The 18,038-nt window shown below is 33.5% G+C and carries 20 protein-coding genes; 13 read left to right on the top strand and 7 right to left on the bottom strand.

Features of this window, described 5'->3' with window-relative positions:
- Positions 1–14 precede the first annotated feature (14 nt).
- Positions 15–1,229, bottom strand: coding sequence for a helix-turn-helix domain-containing protein (locus M1D66_RS18475; RefSeq protein WP_000212353.1), 1,215 nt, complete (start codon positions 1,227–1,229; stop codon positions 15–17).
- A gap of 119 nt (positions 1,230–1,348) precedes the next feature.
- On the opposite strand from M1D66_RS18475, the gene M1D66_RS18470 reads away from it, so the two are divergent.
- Together M1D66_RS18470 and M1D66_RS18465 are read left to right on the top strand one after the other, a co-directional pair.
- The gene (locus tag M1D66_RS18470; protein WP_000389504.1) at positions 1,349–2,617 is read left to right on the top strand and encodes an MFS transporter; all 1,269 of its coding nucleotides are present in this window, start codon (positions 1,349–1,351) and stop codon (positions 2,615–2,617) included.
- 126 nt (positions 2,618–2,743) lie between these two features.
- The gene (locus M1D66_RS18465; protein WP_000736438.1) at positions 2,744–3,268 is read left to right on the top strand and encodes a COG3014 family protein; all 525 of its coding nucleotides are present in this window, start codon (positions 2,744–2,746) and stop codon (positions 3,266–3,268) included.
- Between the two features lie 40 nt (positions 3,269–3,308).
- On the opposite strand, the gene M1D66_RS18460 is transcribed toward M1D66_RS18465, so the two are convergent.
- Complete coding sequence (locus M1D66_RS18460; protein ID WP_001050612.1) at positions 3,309–4,202, bottom strand: LysR family transcriptional regulator; 894 nt, start codon at positions 4,200–4,202, stop codon at positions 3,309–3,311.
- A 162-nt stretch (positions 4,203–4,364) separates the two neighbouring features.
- On the opposite strand from M1D66_RS18460, the gene M1D66_RS18455 reads away from it, so the two are divergent.
- From M1D66_RS18455 to M1D66_RS18435, 5 genes are read left to right on the top strand one after another with little or no spacing between them, the layout of a single operon-like run.
- Positions 4,365–5,357, top strand: coding sequence for an ABC transporter ATP-binding protein (locus tag M1D66_RS18455; protein WP_000355541.1), 993 nt, complete (start codon positions 4,365–4,367; stop codon positions 5,355–5,357).
- A complete protein-coding gene (locus tag M1D66_RS18450; protein ID WP_242554687.1) occupies positions 5,335–6,360 on the top strand; it encodes an ABC transporter substrate-binding protein in 1,026 nt (341 codons plus the stop codon). Before M1D66_RS18455 ends, M1D66_RS18450 begins: the two co-directional genes overlap by 23 nt.
- A gap of 12 nt (positions 6,361–6,372) precedes the next feature.
- Positions 6,373–8,043 (top strand): ABC transporter permease, encoded by a 1,671-nt coding sequence (locus M1D66_RS18445; RefSeq protein ID WP_242554686.1) that lies wholly within the window; start codon positions 6,373–6,375, stop codon positions 8,041–8,043.
- Positions 8,040–9,302 (top strand): MBL fold metallo-hydrolase, encoded by a 1,263-nt coding sequence (locus M1D66_RS18440; RefSeq protein ID WP_242554685.1) that lies wholly within the window; start codon positions 8,040–8,042, stop codon positions 9,300–9,302. Before M1D66_RS18445 ends, M1D66_RS18440 begins: the two co-directional genes overlap by 4 nt.
- A gap of 20 nt (positions 9,303–9,322) precedes the next feature.
- A complete protein-coding gene (locus tag M1D66_RS18435) occupies positions 9,323–10,156 on the top strand; it encodes a hypothetical protein (protein WP_242554684.1) in 834 nt (277 codons plus the stop codon).
- 49 nt (positions 10,157–10,205) lie between these two features.
- On the opposite strand, the gene M1D66_RS18430 is transcribed toward M1D66_RS18435, so the two are convergent.
- Positions 10,206–10,628, bottom strand: a complete 423-nt coding sequence (locus M1D66_RS18430; protein ID WP_000214579.1) for a YfmQ family protein — start codon at positions 10,626–10,628, stop codon at positions 10,206–10,208.
- A 41-nt stretch (positions 10,629–10,669) separates the two neighbouring features.
- Between M1D66_RS18430 and M1D66_RS18425 the strand changes: the two genes are divergently transcribed.
- From M1D66_RS18425 to M1D66_RS18405, 5 genes are all read left to right on the top strand, one after another.
- Positions 10,670–10,786 (top strand): hypothetical protein, encoded by a 117-nt coding sequence (locus tag M1D66_RS18425; protein WP_012593193.1) that lies wholly within the window; start codon positions 10,670–10,672, stop codon positions 10,784–10,786.
- A gap of 65 nt (positions 10,787–10,851) precedes the next feature.
- Positions 10,852–11,013, top strand: a complete 162-nt coding sequence (locus M1D66_RS18420) for a hypothetical protein (RefSeq protein ID WP_000108701.1) — start codon at positions 10,852–10,854, stop codon at positions 11,011–11,013.
- Between the two features lie 177 nt (positions 11,014–11,190).
- On the top strand, positions 11,191–12,282 hold the full coding sequence (locus M1D66_RS18415; protein ID WP_001214679.1) for a serine hydrolase: 1,092 nt from the start codon (positions 11,191–11,193) through the stop codon (positions 12,280–12,282).
- Positions 12,283–12,398: 116 nt separating this feature from the next.
- Positions 12,399–12,974 (top strand): histidine phosphatase family protein, encoded by a 576-nt coding sequence (locus M1D66_RS18410; RefSeq protein WP_000208262.1) that lies wholly within the window; start codon positions 12,399–12,401, stop codon positions 12,972–12,974.
- Positions 12,975–13,063: 89 nt separating this feature from the next.
- A complete protein-coding gene (locus tag M1D66_RS18405; protein ID WP_000461779.1) occupies positions 13,064–13,435 on the top strand; it encodes a hypothetical protein in 372 nt (123 codons plus the stop codon).
- 18 nt (positions 13,436–13,453) lie between these two features.
- On the opposite strand, the gene M1D66_RS18400 is transcribed toward M1D66_RS18405, so the two are convergent.
- From M1D66_RS18400 to M1D66_RS18390, 3 genes are read right to left on the bottom strand one after another with little or no spacing between them, the layout of a single operon-like run.
- The gene (locus tag M1D66_RS18400; protein ID WP_061113455.1) at positions 13,454–14,386 is read right to left on the bottom strand and encodes an alpha/beta fold hydrolase; all 933 of its coding nucleotides are present in this window, start codon (positions 14,384–14,386) and stop codon (positions 13,454–13,456) included.
- A complete protein-coding gene (locus M1D66_RS18395; protein ID WP_242554683.1) occupies positions 14,347–14,676 on the bottom strand; it encodes a DUF3147 family protein in 330 nt (109 codons plus the stop codon). Before M1D66_RS18395 ends, M1D66_RS18400 begins: the two co-directional genes overlap by 40 nt.
- Positions 14,660–15,070: a MarR family winged helix-turn-helix transcriptional regulator gene (locus M1D66_RS18390; RefSeq protein ID WP_242554682.1), complete on the bottom strand. Its 411-nt coding sequence runs from the start codon at positions 15,068–15,070 to the stop codon at positions 14,660–14,662. The genes M1D66_RS18395 and M1D66_RS18390 overlap by 17 nt, the downstream gene beginning before the upstream one ends.
- Positions 15,071–15,191: 121 nt before the next feature.
- On the opposite strand from M1D66_RS18390, the gene M1D66_RS18385 reads away from it, so the two are divergent.
- A complete protein-coding gene (locus M1D66_RS18385; RefSeq protein ID WP_002040904.1) occupies positions 15,192–16,019 on the top strand; it encodes a PP2C family serine/threonine-protein phosphatase in 828 nt (275 codons plus the stop codon).
- A 42-nt stretch (positions 16,020–16,061) separates the two neighbouring features.
- Here the strand turns inward: M1D66_RS18385 and asnB are convergent, their stop codons facing one another.
- Positions 16,062–17,885, bottom strand: a complete 1,824-nt coding sequence (gene asnB, locus M1D66_RS18380) for an asparagine synthase (glutamine-hydrolyzing) (RefSeq protein ID WP_242554681.1) — start codon at positions 17,883–17,885, stop codon at positions 16,062–16,064.
- Positions 17,886–18,038: the final 153 nt, after the last annotated feature.

Genomic DNA, 18,038 nt, shown 5'->3' with positions numbered 1-18,038 from the left:
ATTTAGAGACATTCTTAAAGTTTTTGTATTATTTGTAATGTTTCTTTAATAAATGAAGAAAAGATGGAATCAGGATAACCATCTATCGTTTGAACTGCTTCTTTTGCTTCTTTCAGAGCAGCTGGTTTATCTTGAAGTTTTATATGACACAGGGCACGATAAGACCCAGCTGTTAATACCCACGATTGATCAAGTGGATGACTCATATAATCTGGTATGGTAGCGTGTTTTAATATTGCCAAAGCTTCCTTATAACGTTTTAAGCCATACAAAGATTTTCCTTTTTCAAGATAATATAATCCATCGTCTTGAAAGATTGGTTCATCTTTTAGTTTTTCTCGGAATTGTTCTAGATGTTCTAATGCGATTGTATATTCATTAGTAATTGTGTTGTAGTAGTAAGCTTTTAAAATATCAATAATCGCAATGGATAGAATATCTTCTGTAAAAATGGCAAATTGCTCCGATTTTTTTATGTAATATAAATACTGTTCTTTATCAGCTGTAATGACTTTTTGGTAAGATAAAATGCGATAAAATTCATCTGTTTTATAATACACTTGATGTTTTTTTGAAAATGCAAGTGCATCTAAAATGACTTTTTCACATTTTTCATAATTGCCGTATGCGAGTAAAATAATGGCTTCTTTTAAGTATAATTGTATATGTGTAATGAGATCCATTTCTAAATTCTTCGCTTTATATTCATCACGAATTGTAGCAATCATCTGTAAACATTCTTTATATTTTTTACGTTTGAAGAGCATATAGTAAAACAGTAGTTTCGTTTCAGTGCTTTCTCGATATAAAGTATATTTTTCAAATATAGAAACAGCAGTTTCAACGTAATATTGAATATGATAATCGTTCATAATAGTTGCTCCTGTTAGGAACTGTTTATATAAGCGAGCTGTATTTAAAGTAGAAGGTAGCTCTGTTTGAACGATAGGTAGTAAAGTCTTGTATACTTCATCGCATTTATTTGCCTTTATTAGTTGCTCCATTTTTTGAATGAGTTCTACAATTTCTCCTTCATCTTCTTCTAATAAAAAGCTCGTTTCACATTCAAGTTTTTCCGCAATATATTGTAATGTTTTCATAGAAGGTGTAGCTTTTCCATTTTCAATTTGACTAAGCATACTTTTTGTCAGTTCCGAACCTGCCAGTGCTGTTTGCGTAAGCTTTTTTTCTTTTCGTAATGCTTTAATTTTTTCGCCGAGAGTTGCCATATTGTTGCTCCTTTATATTTAAAAAGTTTAATTGTATTTAACTTTTTGTTGTGAAAATTGGAAAGTTGATTATATAATAAGTTTAACACAATTTAACTTTTAAGGGGAGAGAGTCAAAAATGGAAGATATAAGTATAGGACAACATGATTCAAGAATGAAGATTGCAACGAGAAATATCATTTTAATGATGATTGGAAAAATGACGTCTTTATTAGGCGCAGGTATTTATACGTTCGCAATGGGGTTATATGTATTAAAGACTACTGGTTCAGGGATGGGGTTTGCAACTACGCTCGTTTGCGGATCACTTCCAAGAATGATCTGTGGCCCAATTGCTGGTGCTGTAGCAGACCGTGTGAATCGAAAATGGCTTGTCATTGGTACTGATTTATTAAGTAGTTTAACGATGCTTAGTATGTTTATTCTTGCTACTATATTTGGACCATCACTTCTTTTTATTTATATTTCAGCAGCATTATTATCAATTTGTGCAAGTTTTTATTCTGTTGCATTAACTTCGTCTATTCCGAGTTTAGTAGATGAAGGACGTATTCAAAAAGCGAGTGCTTTAAATCAAACGGCGGCTTCTTTATCAAATATTTTAGGACCGATTATTGGCGGAGTTGTATATGGTTTCTTTTCAATTAAATCGTTTTTCCTATTAAATAGTATTACGTTCTTTTTAGCGGTTATTTTGCAATTATTTATCGTATTTGATTTATATAAAAAAGAAGTGGCTGAGAGTACAGAGCATTTCTTGACGAGTATAAAAGAAGGTTTTTTATATGTAAAAAGACAACATGAAATATATGGTTTAATGAAAATAGCATTGTGGGTAAACTTTTTTGCGTGTGGTCTAACAGTTGCACTTCCTTACATTATCGTCCATACATTGCATTTATCTTCAAAGCAACTCGGTACTGTAGAAGGAATGTTAGCAGTCGGGATGCTAATGGGAGCGATTGCTTTATCAGTGCGTAAAGAAGTGAATACTCCGTTTCGTTCTATTTATACTGGACTGTTTTTGTTTGCAGGTTTAAGTTTATGTACAGTCTTTCCGTTGTTAGTTATCATTCCAAAAGTAGCAAGTTTTATTTACTATATTGCTTTTATGATGTTAACTGGTATAGCAATTATGATTGTAAACATTCCAATGCAAGTACATATGCAAAAAACGACAGATCCGAGCTACCTAGGGCGTGTGTTTGGCCTACTTGAAACAATTGCGACTGCAATCGCACCACTTGGTATGATTGTATATGGACTACTATTAGATATGTTGCCAACTAGCATTGTTATGATGACAATAGGCGGAGGTTTATTGTTAGTTGTATTAGTTGGAGTAAAGCAACATATGGTGAAAAAACAAGTAGATGTGTCCGCTTAAAAATAAGAAAATAATGAAAATTCGACTTATCATTATAAAAATGACCGAATTAGTATTTTAGTTTTTGAAACTCTTTTTCATGTATGTTAAAGTAAAGTGAGCTTGCAAAGAAAAGGAGACAACAGCATGAAAAAATTAAGTTTTGTTATGCTTTTTCTATTAGTCGTAATGGCTGGATGTAGCAATTATGACACATATATTGAAACAGGTATGCAATCATTGAAAGATGAAAAGTATAGTGATGCAACAATGTGGTTCGAAAAAGCAGAAAAAGAGAAATCAGGAAACGAAGCGAAATCATATAAAGAAGTTGCTGAGAAAATGGATCACGGAGCAACAGCATTAAAAGACGGTAAGTATTTAGAAGCGAAAGACATTGCAAATGAAGTGTTACAAAAGAAAAAAGATGATGAACTTGAAAAAGCTGTAACATCAAATGCAGAGAATATGCTTCAAAAAGCAAAAGATGTGGAAGAGAAAGTAAATGAAAGAGTGGCAAAGCGTAGAAAGGTAGAAGAAGAAGGAATCGATAAACTTATTAAAGCTGTCGATAGTATAGATGAAGTGAAAGAAAAAGAGAAGAAAGTATCAGAAGCATTAGATAAGGCTGAAGAGGCGCAAGCAAAAATTGAGGCAAAGAAAAATAAATAGATTTATAGTTTAAAAGGCTGTCGTGCATAACGACAGCCTTTTAATTTTTTGTTGTAAATGAAGTGATGCTCTGTAGTAAAAAAGAAATGATTTTAGAATTCCATCTGTCCTCATGATGAATCGTATAAATATTACGCTGAAATTCAAATTCAGGGATTGGTATATAGCATAGCTCATTTCGTTGTATTTCTTGCTCGATAGCAAGTTTAGAAATAAAGGCAATTCCATTACCATATTTTAAAATTTGTTTCATCGTTTCTAATGAGTCTAATTCAATTTCAGATTGGAATGTAATGTTGTGCGCCAACGTCCATTGTGTAAGTAAATCTCTCGTTGTAGATGGATTACGATGCAATAGTATGCGTTCCTTTTCGATATTTTGTAACGATACATTGTCTTTCTTTGAAAAATGATGTTCTTTGGAAAAGGCAAGAACAAGTGTATCGGGCATTATATTCGTTTGTTTTAAAAGAGGTTCATCAAATGGAGCAGCGGAAATTATCCCAAGATCGATTTCGTGATTTTGTAGCATCATTCGAATTTCAGGGGCTGTTTTAACTAGTAGCGTTATTTTTATATTGGGAAATTCACATTGAAATTGATGAACGACTTCTGGCAAAAGATAAGTCGCTGGTACATAGCTAGCGCCGATTGTTATAGCACCTTTATGAAAATCTTTAAACTCTTGCGTGACACGTCTAGCTTCTTTCATAAGCGCATCTATTTTACAAGCATAATGGTGCAAAGCCTCACCAGCCTCTGTTAAGAAATACCTTCCAGAACGTAATTCGAATAAAGACACACCGAGTTCTTCTTCTAAGCTTTTTATATGAAATGTAATAGTTGGTTGTTTAACGCCAAGTTTTTCTGCAACGATTGTAAGCTTTTTGTATTTCTTAATAAGTACTACAATTTCTAATTTTAAGAGATTCATTATGAATTGCCACCTTTTTTATTTTAACTATAGAAAAAATCTATAGAAATAAATAGTTTATTAGAAGTTTTTTAATTTAATCTTTACAGTACATTAACATTCAGTATAAATCTTCCATATAGAATGAAAGCAGGTTAAGAATGAGGGGAGAGAGGTGAAGCAATGGATATTACAATTAGTGGATTAGAAAAGACATTTGGAAAAATACAGGCGTTAAAGCCGTTGCAGATTGTAATGAAACAAGGGGAATTTACTACACTTTTAGGACCTTCGGGATGTGGGAAAACGACTTTACTTAGAATGATAGCAGGGCTTGAAGAACCGGATAAGGGAGAAATATATTTTGGAGACCAGTGCATGTATTCTGCTACAAAAAAGATAAAGACATCTCCTCATGAACGGAATATCGGTATGGTATTTCAAGATTTTGCTTTATGGCCGCACATGACTGTTTTTGAAAATGTTGCATTTGGTTTAAGAGCTACAAAGCAAACGAATCATTTAAGAGAAAAAGTAGAAGATGCGATAAAGCGAGTTCGCCTGCAAGGTATGGAGAAAAGGTATCCACACGAACTTTCTGGTGGACAGCAACAACGTGTCGCATTCGCTAGAGCAATTGTAACAAAACCTCATTTTATTTTGTTTGATGAACCGCTAAGTGCACTCGATGCAATTTTGCGAGAAGAAATGAGAATAGAGCTTATGGATATCGTTCATTCCATTGGTTTAACTGCACTGTATGTCACTCACGACCAAACAGAAGCAATGTCAATGTCAGACCAAATTATTGTCATGAAACAAGGAGAAGTATTACAAAAAGGAACACCGGAAGATATTTATGTGAAACCGTCTCATGAATTTGTTGCCAAATTTGTTGGTAAGGCGAATTGGCTTGTAGAGGGTGAAAAAATGATTCGTCCAGAGCATGTGAGTTGGACAAAAAATGATGTGTGCGAAATGTATACAGGTGAAATTCAGCACGTTACATATGTAGGAGAACGTTATGAAGTGAAAGTAAATATGGGGACTTTAGGCATCTGGACAGCCTATCACAATAGTAAGCTAAGCATCGGGAAACCAGTATCGTTATATGTACCAAAAAAATGTATTCATCATATAGGGGGAGAATCGTATGAAGAAATTCAGTTCGCTTAAGTCTTTATTTGTATGTACTTTACTATTTTCTACTGTAGTAACGGGTTGTAGTTCAAAGACAGGTAATGCAGATGCAAAAAGTAAAAATACGAATGAAAAGAAAATTGTTGTATATAGTGCAGGGCCAAAAGGATTAGCAGAAAAAATTCAAAAAGACTTTGAAAACAAAACTGGTATAAAGGTGGAAATGTTTCAAGGGACAACTGGTAAAATTTTAGCGAGAATGGAAGCTGAAAAGAAAAATCCAGTCGTTGACGTTGTCGTACTCGCTTCCTTACCAGCGATGGAAGGATTAAAGAAAGAGGGTCAAACGTTAGCTTATAAAGAGGCGAAACAAGCTGATAAGCTGCGTTCTGAATGGTCAGATGATAAAGGACATTATTTCGGGTATAGTGCTTCAGCATTAGGGATTGTGTACAATACAAAAAATGTGAAGACAGCGCCTGAAGATTGGAGCGATATAACGAAAGGAGAATGGAAAGGGAAAGTGAATCTTCCAGATCCAGCACTTTCAGGTTCAGCTTTAGACTTTGTAACAGGATACGTGAAAAAGAATGGACAAGATGGATGGAATTTATTTGAGCAGCTTAAGAAAAATGAAGTTACAGTAGCAGGAGCAAACCAGGAAGCGTTAGACCCAGTTGTAACAGGTGCGAAAGATATGGTCATTGCGGGTGTTGATTATATGACGTATAGCGCAAAAGCAAAGGGTGAACCTGTTGATATCGTATATCCAAAGAGCGGAACAGTTATTAGTCCGCGTGCAGCGGGGATTATGAAGGATAGTAAAAATGTTGAAGGTGCAAAAGAGTTTATTGATTATTTATTATCCGATGATGTACAAAAACAAGTTTCTAAAGCGTATTTATTGCCTGGTAGAACAGATATAAAAGCTGAAAATAGACCAAATGTAGAAGAGATTCCAGTATTAAATATTGATTGGAAAACAGTTGAGAAAGAGCAAGATAAAATAGGAAAACAATTTAAGAAAGTATTTCAATAAGATGGTGATTCCATGGTAAATCGATTCGTATCAGTAAGACAAGTTGGAATGACGGTAGCGTTATTACTTGTGGCGATGTTAATCGTCATTCCACTTTTTCTTATTTTATTTTCTAGTGTATATGAAAATAGCAGTTGGAATTTTTTAAAGCCTTTTGAAGTGATGCAGAGTGATGGATTAGCGGGGATTTTTCTAAATTCGATGCTTCTAGGTGTACTCGTTGTAATAGGAGCTACAATATTTGCATTTCCATTGGCGTTTATTATGAGCAAAACAGATGTAGGAAAGTATAGTAAGTTAGATATTGTTTTTATGATTCCATTTATGACACCGCCGTATATTGGATCGATGGGTTGGATTTTGTTCATGCAACCTAACGGCTATTTTGAACAATTTTTCCCGATGCTAAAGACAGTTTCATCATCGTTTTTTAGTTTAGGAGGTATGGTATTAATTATGAGTCTGCATTTATTCCCATTCCTTTATTTCATGTTGAAAAACACGTTACTTCAGATTGGGAGTAGTAAAGAAGAAGCTGCAGCAGTTCATGGCGGAAGTTTTTTCTATCGTTTAAGAAAAATAATATTGCCGTTATTAGTATCAAGTTATGTAATGGGTGCTTTACTCATTTTCGTAAAGACGATTGCTGAATTTGGAACACCGGCTACATTCGGACGTAGAATAGGATTCCACGTGTTAACATCAGAAATTCATAAATTTATTTCGAGTTGGCCAATTGATTTTAGTAGTGCAACAGCATTATCTTCTTTATTACTTAGTGCTTGTATGCTTATTTGGTATATGCAAAATGTATTGAATCGAAAGTATTCATATGCAATGGTTAGTGGAAAAGGTGTGAAATCTAAAAGATATACTTTGTCTATATTTACGCGCGTTGTAGCATGGATGTATGTAATTGGTTTATTAATTGTATCAATTGGAATTCCATACTTTTCTATACTTATTGCTTCTTTTTCAAAATTAAGAGGCGGCGGTTTACATGTAAATAACTTTACAACAAGCCATTATGAGGCATTGTTTACAATGGGATCTCCGGGATTAGAGGCTTTATGGAATAGTTTTCTTTTTTCACTCGTAACAGCGATTATCGCGGTAATGATTGGAGTCTTTTTGGCACTTATGATTCGAAAGGGGAAAAAAACCTCTGAAAAATGGCTTGATATGTGCGGTATGTTACCGAATATGGTACCAGGAATAGTGATGGTTGTAGGTCTTATTCTATTTTGGAATTCACCATATATGCCTATGTCAATTTACAATACACCAGTCATGGTTATCGTAACGTATGTTGTGCTGTTTTTACCTTACACGGTGCAATATGTAAAATCATCACTCGGACAAATTGATGATTCTCTCATGCAGGCAGGAAGTGTTTTTTCTGGAAATTATATTTATATTTTTAGAAAAATAATATTGCCTCTTATTATCCCAGGCATTCTTGCTGGATGGGCGATGACATTTACAATTTCGATAAGAGAGTTAGTAGCATCACTTCTCGTATTACCTCCATCAGTAGAAACGTCAGCAACGTTTATTTTTGCTCAATTTGAACAGGGTGAAGTATCTATAGGCATGGCGATGGCCGTTGTTTCTGTTGGACTTACAACAATATGCTTATTACTGCTACAACATATGGAGCAAAAACGAAAAGGGGTAGCATGATGAGAGTGGAAGTATGGGGAGGAGCAGGAGAATACGGTCGCTCCTGCTACTTCGTAAAAAATAAAGAAACGAAAATAGTATTTGATTGTGGTATTAATCGATCTTATGAGGATAGTTATCCAAAAATAGAGAGAGAAGCTGTTCCATTTTTAGATGCGGTATTTTTATCACATATTCATGAAGATCATACGATGGGTTTACCTTTATTAGCGAAGTATGGCTATAAGAAAAAAATTTGGACGACTCGTTATACGAAGGAGCAACTGCCGTTATATTATGAAAAATGGAGAAACTATAATGTGATGCAAGGGTGGAATTTACCTTATAGCGACCAACATATAAAAGATTTAAATTATGTATGTATTGATGAGATTAGTAATCCAAATGAATGGATACAAATTACTCCTACATTGCGGTTTCAATGGGGATATAGTGGGCATGTATTAGGAGCTGTTTGGTTTTTAGTTGATATGTGTAATACATACGTATTTTATTCAGGCGACTATTCAGCAGATTCTAATATACTACGAGCTAATTTACCTGAGAAATTGGGCTACAATATAAAAATCGCAATTGTGGATGCCGCTTATCACACAGAGGATGTTTCGCAAAATGAACGTGTAAACGAACTATGTGCAGAAATTGAACGAGTTATGCAAAATAAAGGAATAGCATTATTACCGCTTCCACAACTTGGTAGGGCGCAAGATATAGTATTGTATTTATATGAACGATATAAAGAATTTCCGCTTATAGTAGATAAAGAAATTTTGGCTGGATTTGAAGAGATGTTCGTATATAAAGATTGGATAAAAAATAATGAAGAATTTAAATGGATTATGGAGAGTTTAAAAAGAAACATAATAGTGATGGATAATGACATTAGTATGCAAAATAGTTACGGAATAGTTGTAGTGAGTGATGCGAATATGCAAACGAAACGAGCGCAGTTATATTATGAACAACTTCGGAATGAAAAGCGAAATGCCGTTATTTTTACTGGGCATATTGCGAAAGGGAGTTTTGCAGAAAAAGTTATGAAAGAACATGTAAGGAGTACATGTAGGGTGAAGCGAGTTGTGTATAAAGTTCACCAAAGTATAAGAGACGTTAAAGAGATGCTAAATACATTATTACCAGAACATACGGTGTTAGTGCACGCTTTGAAAGAGGATACGGATCGATTACAACAAAAGCTAAGTACAGCAGGATATGAAAATGTATATTCACTTGCAATGGAACGTATAGAAGTCATTTAAAATGCAAAGGGGATAGGTATATGAAAAAAGTATTTGTATTCGTAAGCATTTTCTTTTGTTGTTTCCTTTATAACGTTAAGGAAGGGTTTGCTGCTAGTCCAATGAAACCTAGTTTTGAAGTAAAGTTATTATTGAAGCCAGAACAAGTATTAGGTCCTAACAAAGAGATGAAGCAAGATGTACTAGAGCATTTCCAGGCTGGTACAAATTATGAAAGAATACGAGTACAGTTTTTAGATACGGCAAATAAAAATTTAAGTAATGAGGGCTGGTTTGCTAGAATACGAAAGAAAGAATTTAGTAAAGATTTTGAGCTAACATATAAAAAAAGATACCCTATTCAAAACGGTGTAATTCAAGATGCACTAGAATTGGCTAAAAAAGATGGATTTGATAGTAAAACTGATAATTATGAGGCAGAAATAGACTGGGGATTTGAGAAGAAAACGTTAAGTATTTCAAATAAGAAAAGTTACAGTGCGAAAGGATATGGAGTACTTGATTTACCAAACGAAAAAGCTGCTCAAAACATGTTAATAGAAAAATTACCAGGGAAAATGAACAAATGGTTGTATACAAATTGGGGAGAAGAGATGTTAAAGAATTCCCGTATTTACGGTCCTGTATTAATGAAGCGATATACAGGAGATTTTGAAAACATAAAAGCAAATATTGAAATTTGGCCATTAAGTAATACTGGGAAATTAGAAGATGACTTCGTAATAGAAGTGTCATTTAAAACAAATGAAGAAAGTATTGCGACAAAACAAAGGGAATTATTAATAGCGAGTTTAGAGAAAAAAGGCTGGTTGTTACCGAAAGATAGTTTAAAGACAGAGCTTATTTTTCAGTAAATAGTAAAAAGGAATCCATATGCCATGGATTCCTTTTTATATATGAGTATTAAGCTAAATCAGCTGACACGAACATATCACTATTTTGAAGGTTTTTAGAGCGTAAACTATAAGCAACTACCTTCTTTTTATATTGTTTTACAACATCAACATGCTCTTCATGACTATAAATATAAAATGTAAAATCTTTTTTACCACGTTTTGCATTGATAATTAAAGGTGTGCCTTCATTATGGGGTGGTGCATAATAGCGATCTAAAAATAAACCTTCGTTAAAATCATGAATAATTTTTGATTTCTTTTCGCCTACTAAGTTATTTCCGTTCATTGTAACAGTCACATTCTCTTCTTCGAGTTGTGGATGTGTTTCAAAGCGACTAATAATGGATTCAATAACAGAGTTAGGAAGGCTAGAAACGATAATTTTAAATGCTCCAAATACAACTAACATTACAATAAACCAAGTCGTCATAGTATATCATCCCCTTTATTCTATTTAATAATATAACTCATATGGTAATAGTACATATGGTGAAGTTTTGTATAATTTGTGAAAAATATGCCATTTTCACGAACAAAATGTTAGAAAAATCAATTTTGTTACAAAAAGTTGAAATCGAAGTATTTTAAAAGAAAAAGGTTTATAATAAAAATATAACTAATAACCACATTACTAATTATAAGGAAGTGTAACTATGAGTACTGTAGCAATCGTATATGGTATTATTCTTTCCACAATTATTGTTTTGTTTTTTGTTGGGGTTTCACGTTATATTCATAAATGGAAAGAAGGCGTTGCGAAATTAAATCACATTGAAGAAGAACTTAGTGATTTAATGTTACATCATGGTAAGTAAACATTTATTTTTTAACTAAACAATGTGAAGGATATCACAAAACATGCTTTCCTAATGAAGGCATGTTTTTTTGTTGTTTAAGAAAAAAAGTATTTTTGTATAAATAATCTAATTATTACTTAAAAAGGGAAATTTATTTAGTATAATATATAATATGTTTATTTTAGGGGGAGTATCATGAGGGGATTAAAAGTTGTTGGAATTATAGCTGGAATTACTATAGTAGGCTGTATAGCTTTCTTTTCAGTGAAGGAATATGTCAATTCCAAAGAAAACTCTAATTATGTGCTAAATTACATAAAAGAACATAAGGATGATAAAACAACTTCTTTAATTGTTAAAAGAAATGGTGAAACATTGACATCAATAAATGAAAAAGAAAAACTACCGCTAGCAAGTATGTCGAAAATCGTTATAGCAATTGAATATGCTAAGCAAGTAGCTGAAGGGAAAATAAGAAAAGACGAGCAAATTTCATTGAAAGAATTAGAAAAATACTATGTGAAAAATACTGATGGTGGTGCACACCCTGCATGGCTAGATGATGTAAAAGTTAAAGAGTTAGTGAAGGGTGGTCAAACTTCTTTAGAAGAAGTAGTGAAAGGAATGATCCATTATAGTTCGAATGCGAATGCATCATATTTATTAGACAAGCTTGGAGCAGCGCGGATAAATGAAAGTTTGAAAGAGTTAGGCTTAAATAGTCACGATGAATTTTATCCAACGTATACAGGGGCATTATATATGAGGGGCTATGTTGAAAAAGAACTGCATATTCCTCAAAATAAAGCATTGGACAAGCTACGTAATATGTCTAATGATGAATATGTTAAGCATGTATGGCAAATACATGAATGGATGAAAGACGAGAAAGAATGGACAAAACGCGAGATATCTTTAAAAGCCGATATGGACTTTCAGCGTATTTGGTCAGATCGGTTTATAGGTGCAAATGCGAAGGATTACATGAGTTTACTGGAAAAGATAAATAGCAGAAATTATTTTACACCACAAATGCAAGGTGAGATTGAGAATATATTTAAAGGAACCGTAGGAGAGGGTATGTTCGAATTTGCTGGACAGAAAGGTGGTTCTACTGCATTTGTATTAACAAATAGTTTCTATGGTACTGATAAAAAAGGGAATAAGATTGAGATTGTCTTTATGATGAACAATTTGAGTGAAAAAGCATTTGAAAAGCTTCTAAGTAATATGGATTACTTTATTCGAGATATTGTCATAAGTGAGGAATTCAGAAATAAATTATAATGAAATAATTTTATTATGTAAACAAAGGGGCACTTATGAAAAGTGCTCTTTTGTAATACAGGATTTTCCAATCTTATTATTGAATATAAATTGAAAATAAGAAAGGAGGTTGAAAAATGACAACAATATATTTCGTTCGCCATGCCCATTCTACATATACAAAAGAAGAACGGGAACGACCTTTATCTGAAAAAGGGCACTGTGATGCAGAGAATGTAACACATTTATTAAAAGATAAACATATTGATGTTGTTATTTCTAGTCCGTACAAAAGAGCAATCCAAACTGTACAAGGAATTGCGAATACATATAAATTATCAATACAAACAGAAGAAGATTTGCGTGAAAGATTATTGAGCACAGAGCCAGTATCAAATTTTAATGATGCTATCGAGAATGTGTGGGAGGATTGGAGTTTTGCATACGAAGGCGGAGAATCGAATGATATCGCACAAAGGCGCGCTGTAATATGTATGCAAAATATATTAAAACAATATGAAGGTAAGAATATTGTAATAGGTACGCATGGAAATATTATGGTATTACTCATGAATTATTTTAATTCGAAATATGATTTTGAGTTTTGGAAAACACTTCATATGCCTGATGTGTATAAATTAAATTTTGATAAAAATCGTTTCATTTCTGCTGAAAGAATAGAGAAAACAGGTCATCGGTTAAATATTTTGTAAAAGTTTATCAAAAAAAGAGGAAAGAGAGAAGTTATTGTAGAAGTATGACTTTGTAACATAAAAAATATATGTTAAAGGAGGCTGTTTACATGTTTGAGAAAGAGAAAGAAGGGCTTATTGAAGTTCAAAACGTATATGAAATTGCACCAGAAGATGGAACAATCATTGGTATGGCAACGGAAGAAGAAATGGAAATTGCTGCTGAACTAGAGTTACAGTACTATGCCCATTCTCGTTTGTTAGAAGCAAATATTCAGTTAGACGGTTCCTCCTACAAAGAGTTACTTCAGGAGTTCCAGGAGTACGAAAGAAAATCAATGAGCTTTTGGCGAGCGATACATAAACGTTTAGCTGTGCCGTGGGCGTGGGTACTACGTATTGATGTTGCGAATGGCCCTATATATGTAAGTAATGGAAGTTCATATTACGAAGAAATCGATGATGAAGAAGATTATGAATAGATAAGTAAGGAAGCAGCTTTAGTTGCTTCCTTTTTTTATTTGTAAGAAATGAATCGCCTCAATAATAATATCTGGTCGATCATTTTCTATACCGTGACTAGCATGTTTGGCAAGAATATATTGGCTGTTAGTTGAGAGGTGTAATTGTTCGTGAATTAGCTCTTGCCACATTGCTTCAAGTTGTGTTGCTTCCTCTTTTGGCATGCCACCATTAGTCAATTGAGTAATAGAATATTGAGGATCTCTACCGATAACGATTAATGGTATTTCTAATGTTTTACATAGCTCTTTTAGTGAGAGAGCACAGTTTTTCCACGCCGATAGTTCAGAAGCTGTCGCTTTATATAATGAAGGCGAGGTAGAGAATTCAATTTGCTGTTTTGATTGATCGGTGAGAATAGGTTTTAGTTCATTATAAAGTGTGTCTACATCCATTTTGGAATATATATTATATTTGTGAAACCAAACATCATCAGAATCAGTTTGATCAGAAATTGGTAAATGAAGTTCATCTAAACGGTGTAAGTTCATCGAAGTAGAATCAACTAAAATAAGTGCTTGCAGCTTATCTTCATGTAACATCGCAAAATGTTGTGCACATAATCCTCCATAGGAATGACCGATTAGAATAAATGGTTCTTGAATAGCTAGTTTGTTTAGTAACATATGTAGCTCTTTTGTAACTTGCCTTATTGTACGCGGCTGATTGCCTAAATCACTTTTTCCGTAACCTGGGCGATGGTATGAAACAACTGTAAAGTGCTCTGAAAGCTTTTCTATAATAGGAAACCAATCATAAAATGAGCAAGTCATTCCGGTTTCAATGACTACAGTTTGTTTACCATCTCCTTTTATATGTACTTCTATATTTTGCCCCATTATTTCTACAAATTTATGAATGTTAATTCCTCCTAAGCTTGAAATAATTTTTGACAAGCAAAAACGATACACCAAACACCTATACCGAGTAGGACAGATGTACTAAGTGTAAATGAATTTTTTAAACCAATATAGACAATAAATAATAGTAGTGCTGATGCGGGGAATCCATATAATACCCCTAAAGCAAATTGACTCAATTCTTGTTTATTCCCGCCTTCGAATGAAATCCAAAATAGACTAAGTAAACTCAGGAGAGGAAGGGCAGCAATAAAGCCACCTATCGTACTGTAATGTTTAGCGACTTCAGTGATAACGCCGATAATAAGTGCCGAAACGATTACTTTAACGAGGAAATGCATATTTTGCCTCCTTCGCTAATAAGGAAAATGCTTTTTCAATTAATTGTTGTTCTTCTTTTGATAACTGTGATTCTAATATTTTTATCTTTTCTTTATCTAGTAAAGTATGTTTTTCTAATACTCCAATTCCTTCAATTGTTAATGTAAGGTTTACCACTCTTTCATCTTTTTTATTTCTCTCTTTAACGATGAAACCCTTTTGAATAAGGCGTTTTATATGTTCAGATGCTGTGTTATGAGAAAGACTAAGCTCAGTAGCGACTTTTCCAATTGTTATATCTTTCTCACGAGAAACGATTTGTAAAATACGAATTGCTTGGTGGGAAAGGTTGTCCTCGTATTCGTATCGTAAGTGATAATAAATGCTCTCCCAATGTTGATTAATGTTGTTCATAATAATAAATCTCCTTTTTATATCGTATAGTAAGATATATTCGTCATTTTAGAAATAAAACCCTTTTATTTGGATAAAAAATGTTGAAAAAGTTTATTTTTATTGAAATATAAGGTAATCTATGTGTAAAGGTATACATTTAGCAAGAGAGAGGATGATAGCTGTGAATACATTCAAATGGATTAGTCATGAACAGATGTATGTAGATGAAATACATGTTGAAAAATGTGGTCCTCTTTCAGTCGGCGTATATGGGGGAAATCAAGAGAGTGATGCATATGAACGAGGAGATGCGGTGCTGGCTTGGTGGGATCCTGAATTACAATTTGAATTTGTTATGATTTTTGATACACATCACAAAACAAAAAATATAGATTATATAATAGAAGCGATTTCGGAAAGAAAAGAAAAACTAAAAGAGTTATTCTCATATCCAATACATTTAGCTTTTCATCATACACATATGTACTTATTAGCGTTATTTACAGATGAGTTATTTATTAAAAAGTGTGATCAAGATGATGAGGAACTCGCTTGCTTAATTTGTTTACGAAAAGGCGAATTTTTATATTGGTTATCAGTTGGTGATTGTTTCGCGTATTTATTCCATTCTGAGAAAACGAAAAATGGAAAAGGACGATTAAATAAACGGAAAAATTACGAATATATTGGCAGGAAAAATATTTTTGCAGCAAATACACCTTGCTTTACGTCAGGTGTAAGAGGATTAGAAAAAGGAATGAATCACATTGTAATGGCAACGGACGGTATTTTAGAGTGTGACAAACGAAGATTTGATGATGATCAATCTTTAGTAGAAATATTACACGACGGAAATAGCTTGCAGATTGAGCCTGTATTAACAAATGTACTGCAGTGGAAAGGTAGAGACTGTGCCACGATTATTGGATGGTCTATTGATACTGATAATAAACAATGTGCTAATTAATATAAAAGGAGTTCAAGGTTTTTATCCTTGAACTCCTTTTTGTTAAGCAATATGGATGTGATATGTTTTTAACCATTCATTTACTTGTAGCATATACTCCATGGCACTTCTTGCTTCAAAATTGTTAATCTCTTTATTACTTTGATCAGCAATTGAAAGTAAGATGGAATGGTTAATAAGTGAGAAAATAGGATTGTTTTTATTGTTACACATATCAAGTGTTAAATTACGGATTGTTTGTAAGTAGAGTGGATCTTGTGAAGTTGGATAAGCGCTTTTTCTTCTATTGCGTACATCGTCAGGTAAAGCTGGTTGTAGTGCTCTACGTAAAATGCCTTTTTCAATATTATCAATACTTTTTATGTTGAAAGGAACATTCCATAAATATTCAACTAATCTATAATCACAAAACGGTACACGAACTTCAAATCCAACAGCCATACTCATGCGATCTTTACGGTCAAGTAAGAAAGGAAGGAATCTTGTTAAAAATAAATAAAACATTTGACGTTGTTTCGCGGATTTTTTACTTTCGCCTTCAAGGGTAGGTACTTCAAGTATCGCCTCTTGGAATCGTGTATCAATATAGTCTTCTAAATTACATTGGTTGCTTACTTCATTTAGTAGAAGAGAAGATGTATTTTTCCAATTTGTTAGCCAAGGAAACTTATCTACATATAGTAGTTCTTCTTGATGAAACCAAGGATATCCACCGAATACTTCATCAGCCGATTCGCCGGATAAAGCTACGGTCGCATCTTTTTTCATTTCGCAAAATAGTAAATATAGTGAAGTTTCCATTTCACCAGCACTCGGTAAATCTTTTGCATGAAGGGGAACGAATAAGTGATTTGCTAATTCTTCAGCATTCACAATAATATCATGATGCGCTGTCCCGACATGTTCAGAAACGCGTTTTACCCAAGGTGCGTCTAAACCAGTGCGAGCAAATGTCAGTTCGAAATCTTTTGCGCTATTTACAAAGTCAACAGAATACGTATGAAGTGTTTTATTTTCAGCAGCAAATTCTTTACCAGCAAGTGCAGTAATACCGCTAGAGTCTAATCCGCCTGATAACATACAAACGAGAGGAACATCGGCAATTAATTGTCTTTTTACTGTATCTTGTAAAATAGATAAAATATGCGAAGATGTATCTTCTATAGAGTCTGTATGGAACTTACTTTCTAAATTCCAATACTTCGTAACTACTTTTTTATGACGTGTAAATGTTATAGAATGTCCAGCACGTACTTCTTGAATATGTTTAAAGACGCCACATCCTGGAGTGCGAAATAAGCCTAATCCAAATATTTCATTTATTCCACCCGCATCAAGTTCAGCAGGGACAGATGGATGCGCTAATAATGCTTTAATTTCAGAGCCGAAAATAATACTGCCATTTCTTTCTGTAAAAAAGAGTGGTTTTACACCTAAATGATCACGCGCTAAAAATAATTGTTGCTTCTGATCATCCCATAAGGCAAAAGCGAAAATTCCGTTTAAATATCGCACGCAGTCTTCTTTCCATTCTAAATAAGCATGTAGTAACACTTCTGTATCTGAATGGGTTTCAAATGCATGCCCACATTTTTGAAGCTGCTCTTTAAGTTCACGGAAATTATAAATTTCTCCATTATAAGTAAGAGCATACGTATAATCACCAGCACGGAATGTCTTCGGCTGTGTACCGCCTTCTGGATCAATTACAATTAAACGCCGGTGTGCAAAGGCCGCATGAGGTGAAAACCAAAATCCTTCAGCATCTGGACCACGATGCTGAATACTATTTGCCATCTTTTTTAAAATAACATGTTGATTTGAAAGGTCTTCCTTCCAATCTACCCAACCTGTAATTCCACACATACACATCTCATCTCCTAAATTAAAATAGTAGATTAACGAAATAAAATGTACACCAAGTTAAAAAATGACTATATAAATAGTGTACTACATGAATTAAATTACAGACTTGAGAAAATTTTCTTTGAACGCATAGTTATATGAGACAATGGCTAA

It is taken from the genome of Bacillus sp. PK6-16 (assembly GCF_056530295.1).
Note: the sequence above shows the minus strand (reverse complement) of the source record. Positions and strands in the feature narration are given on the sequence as shown.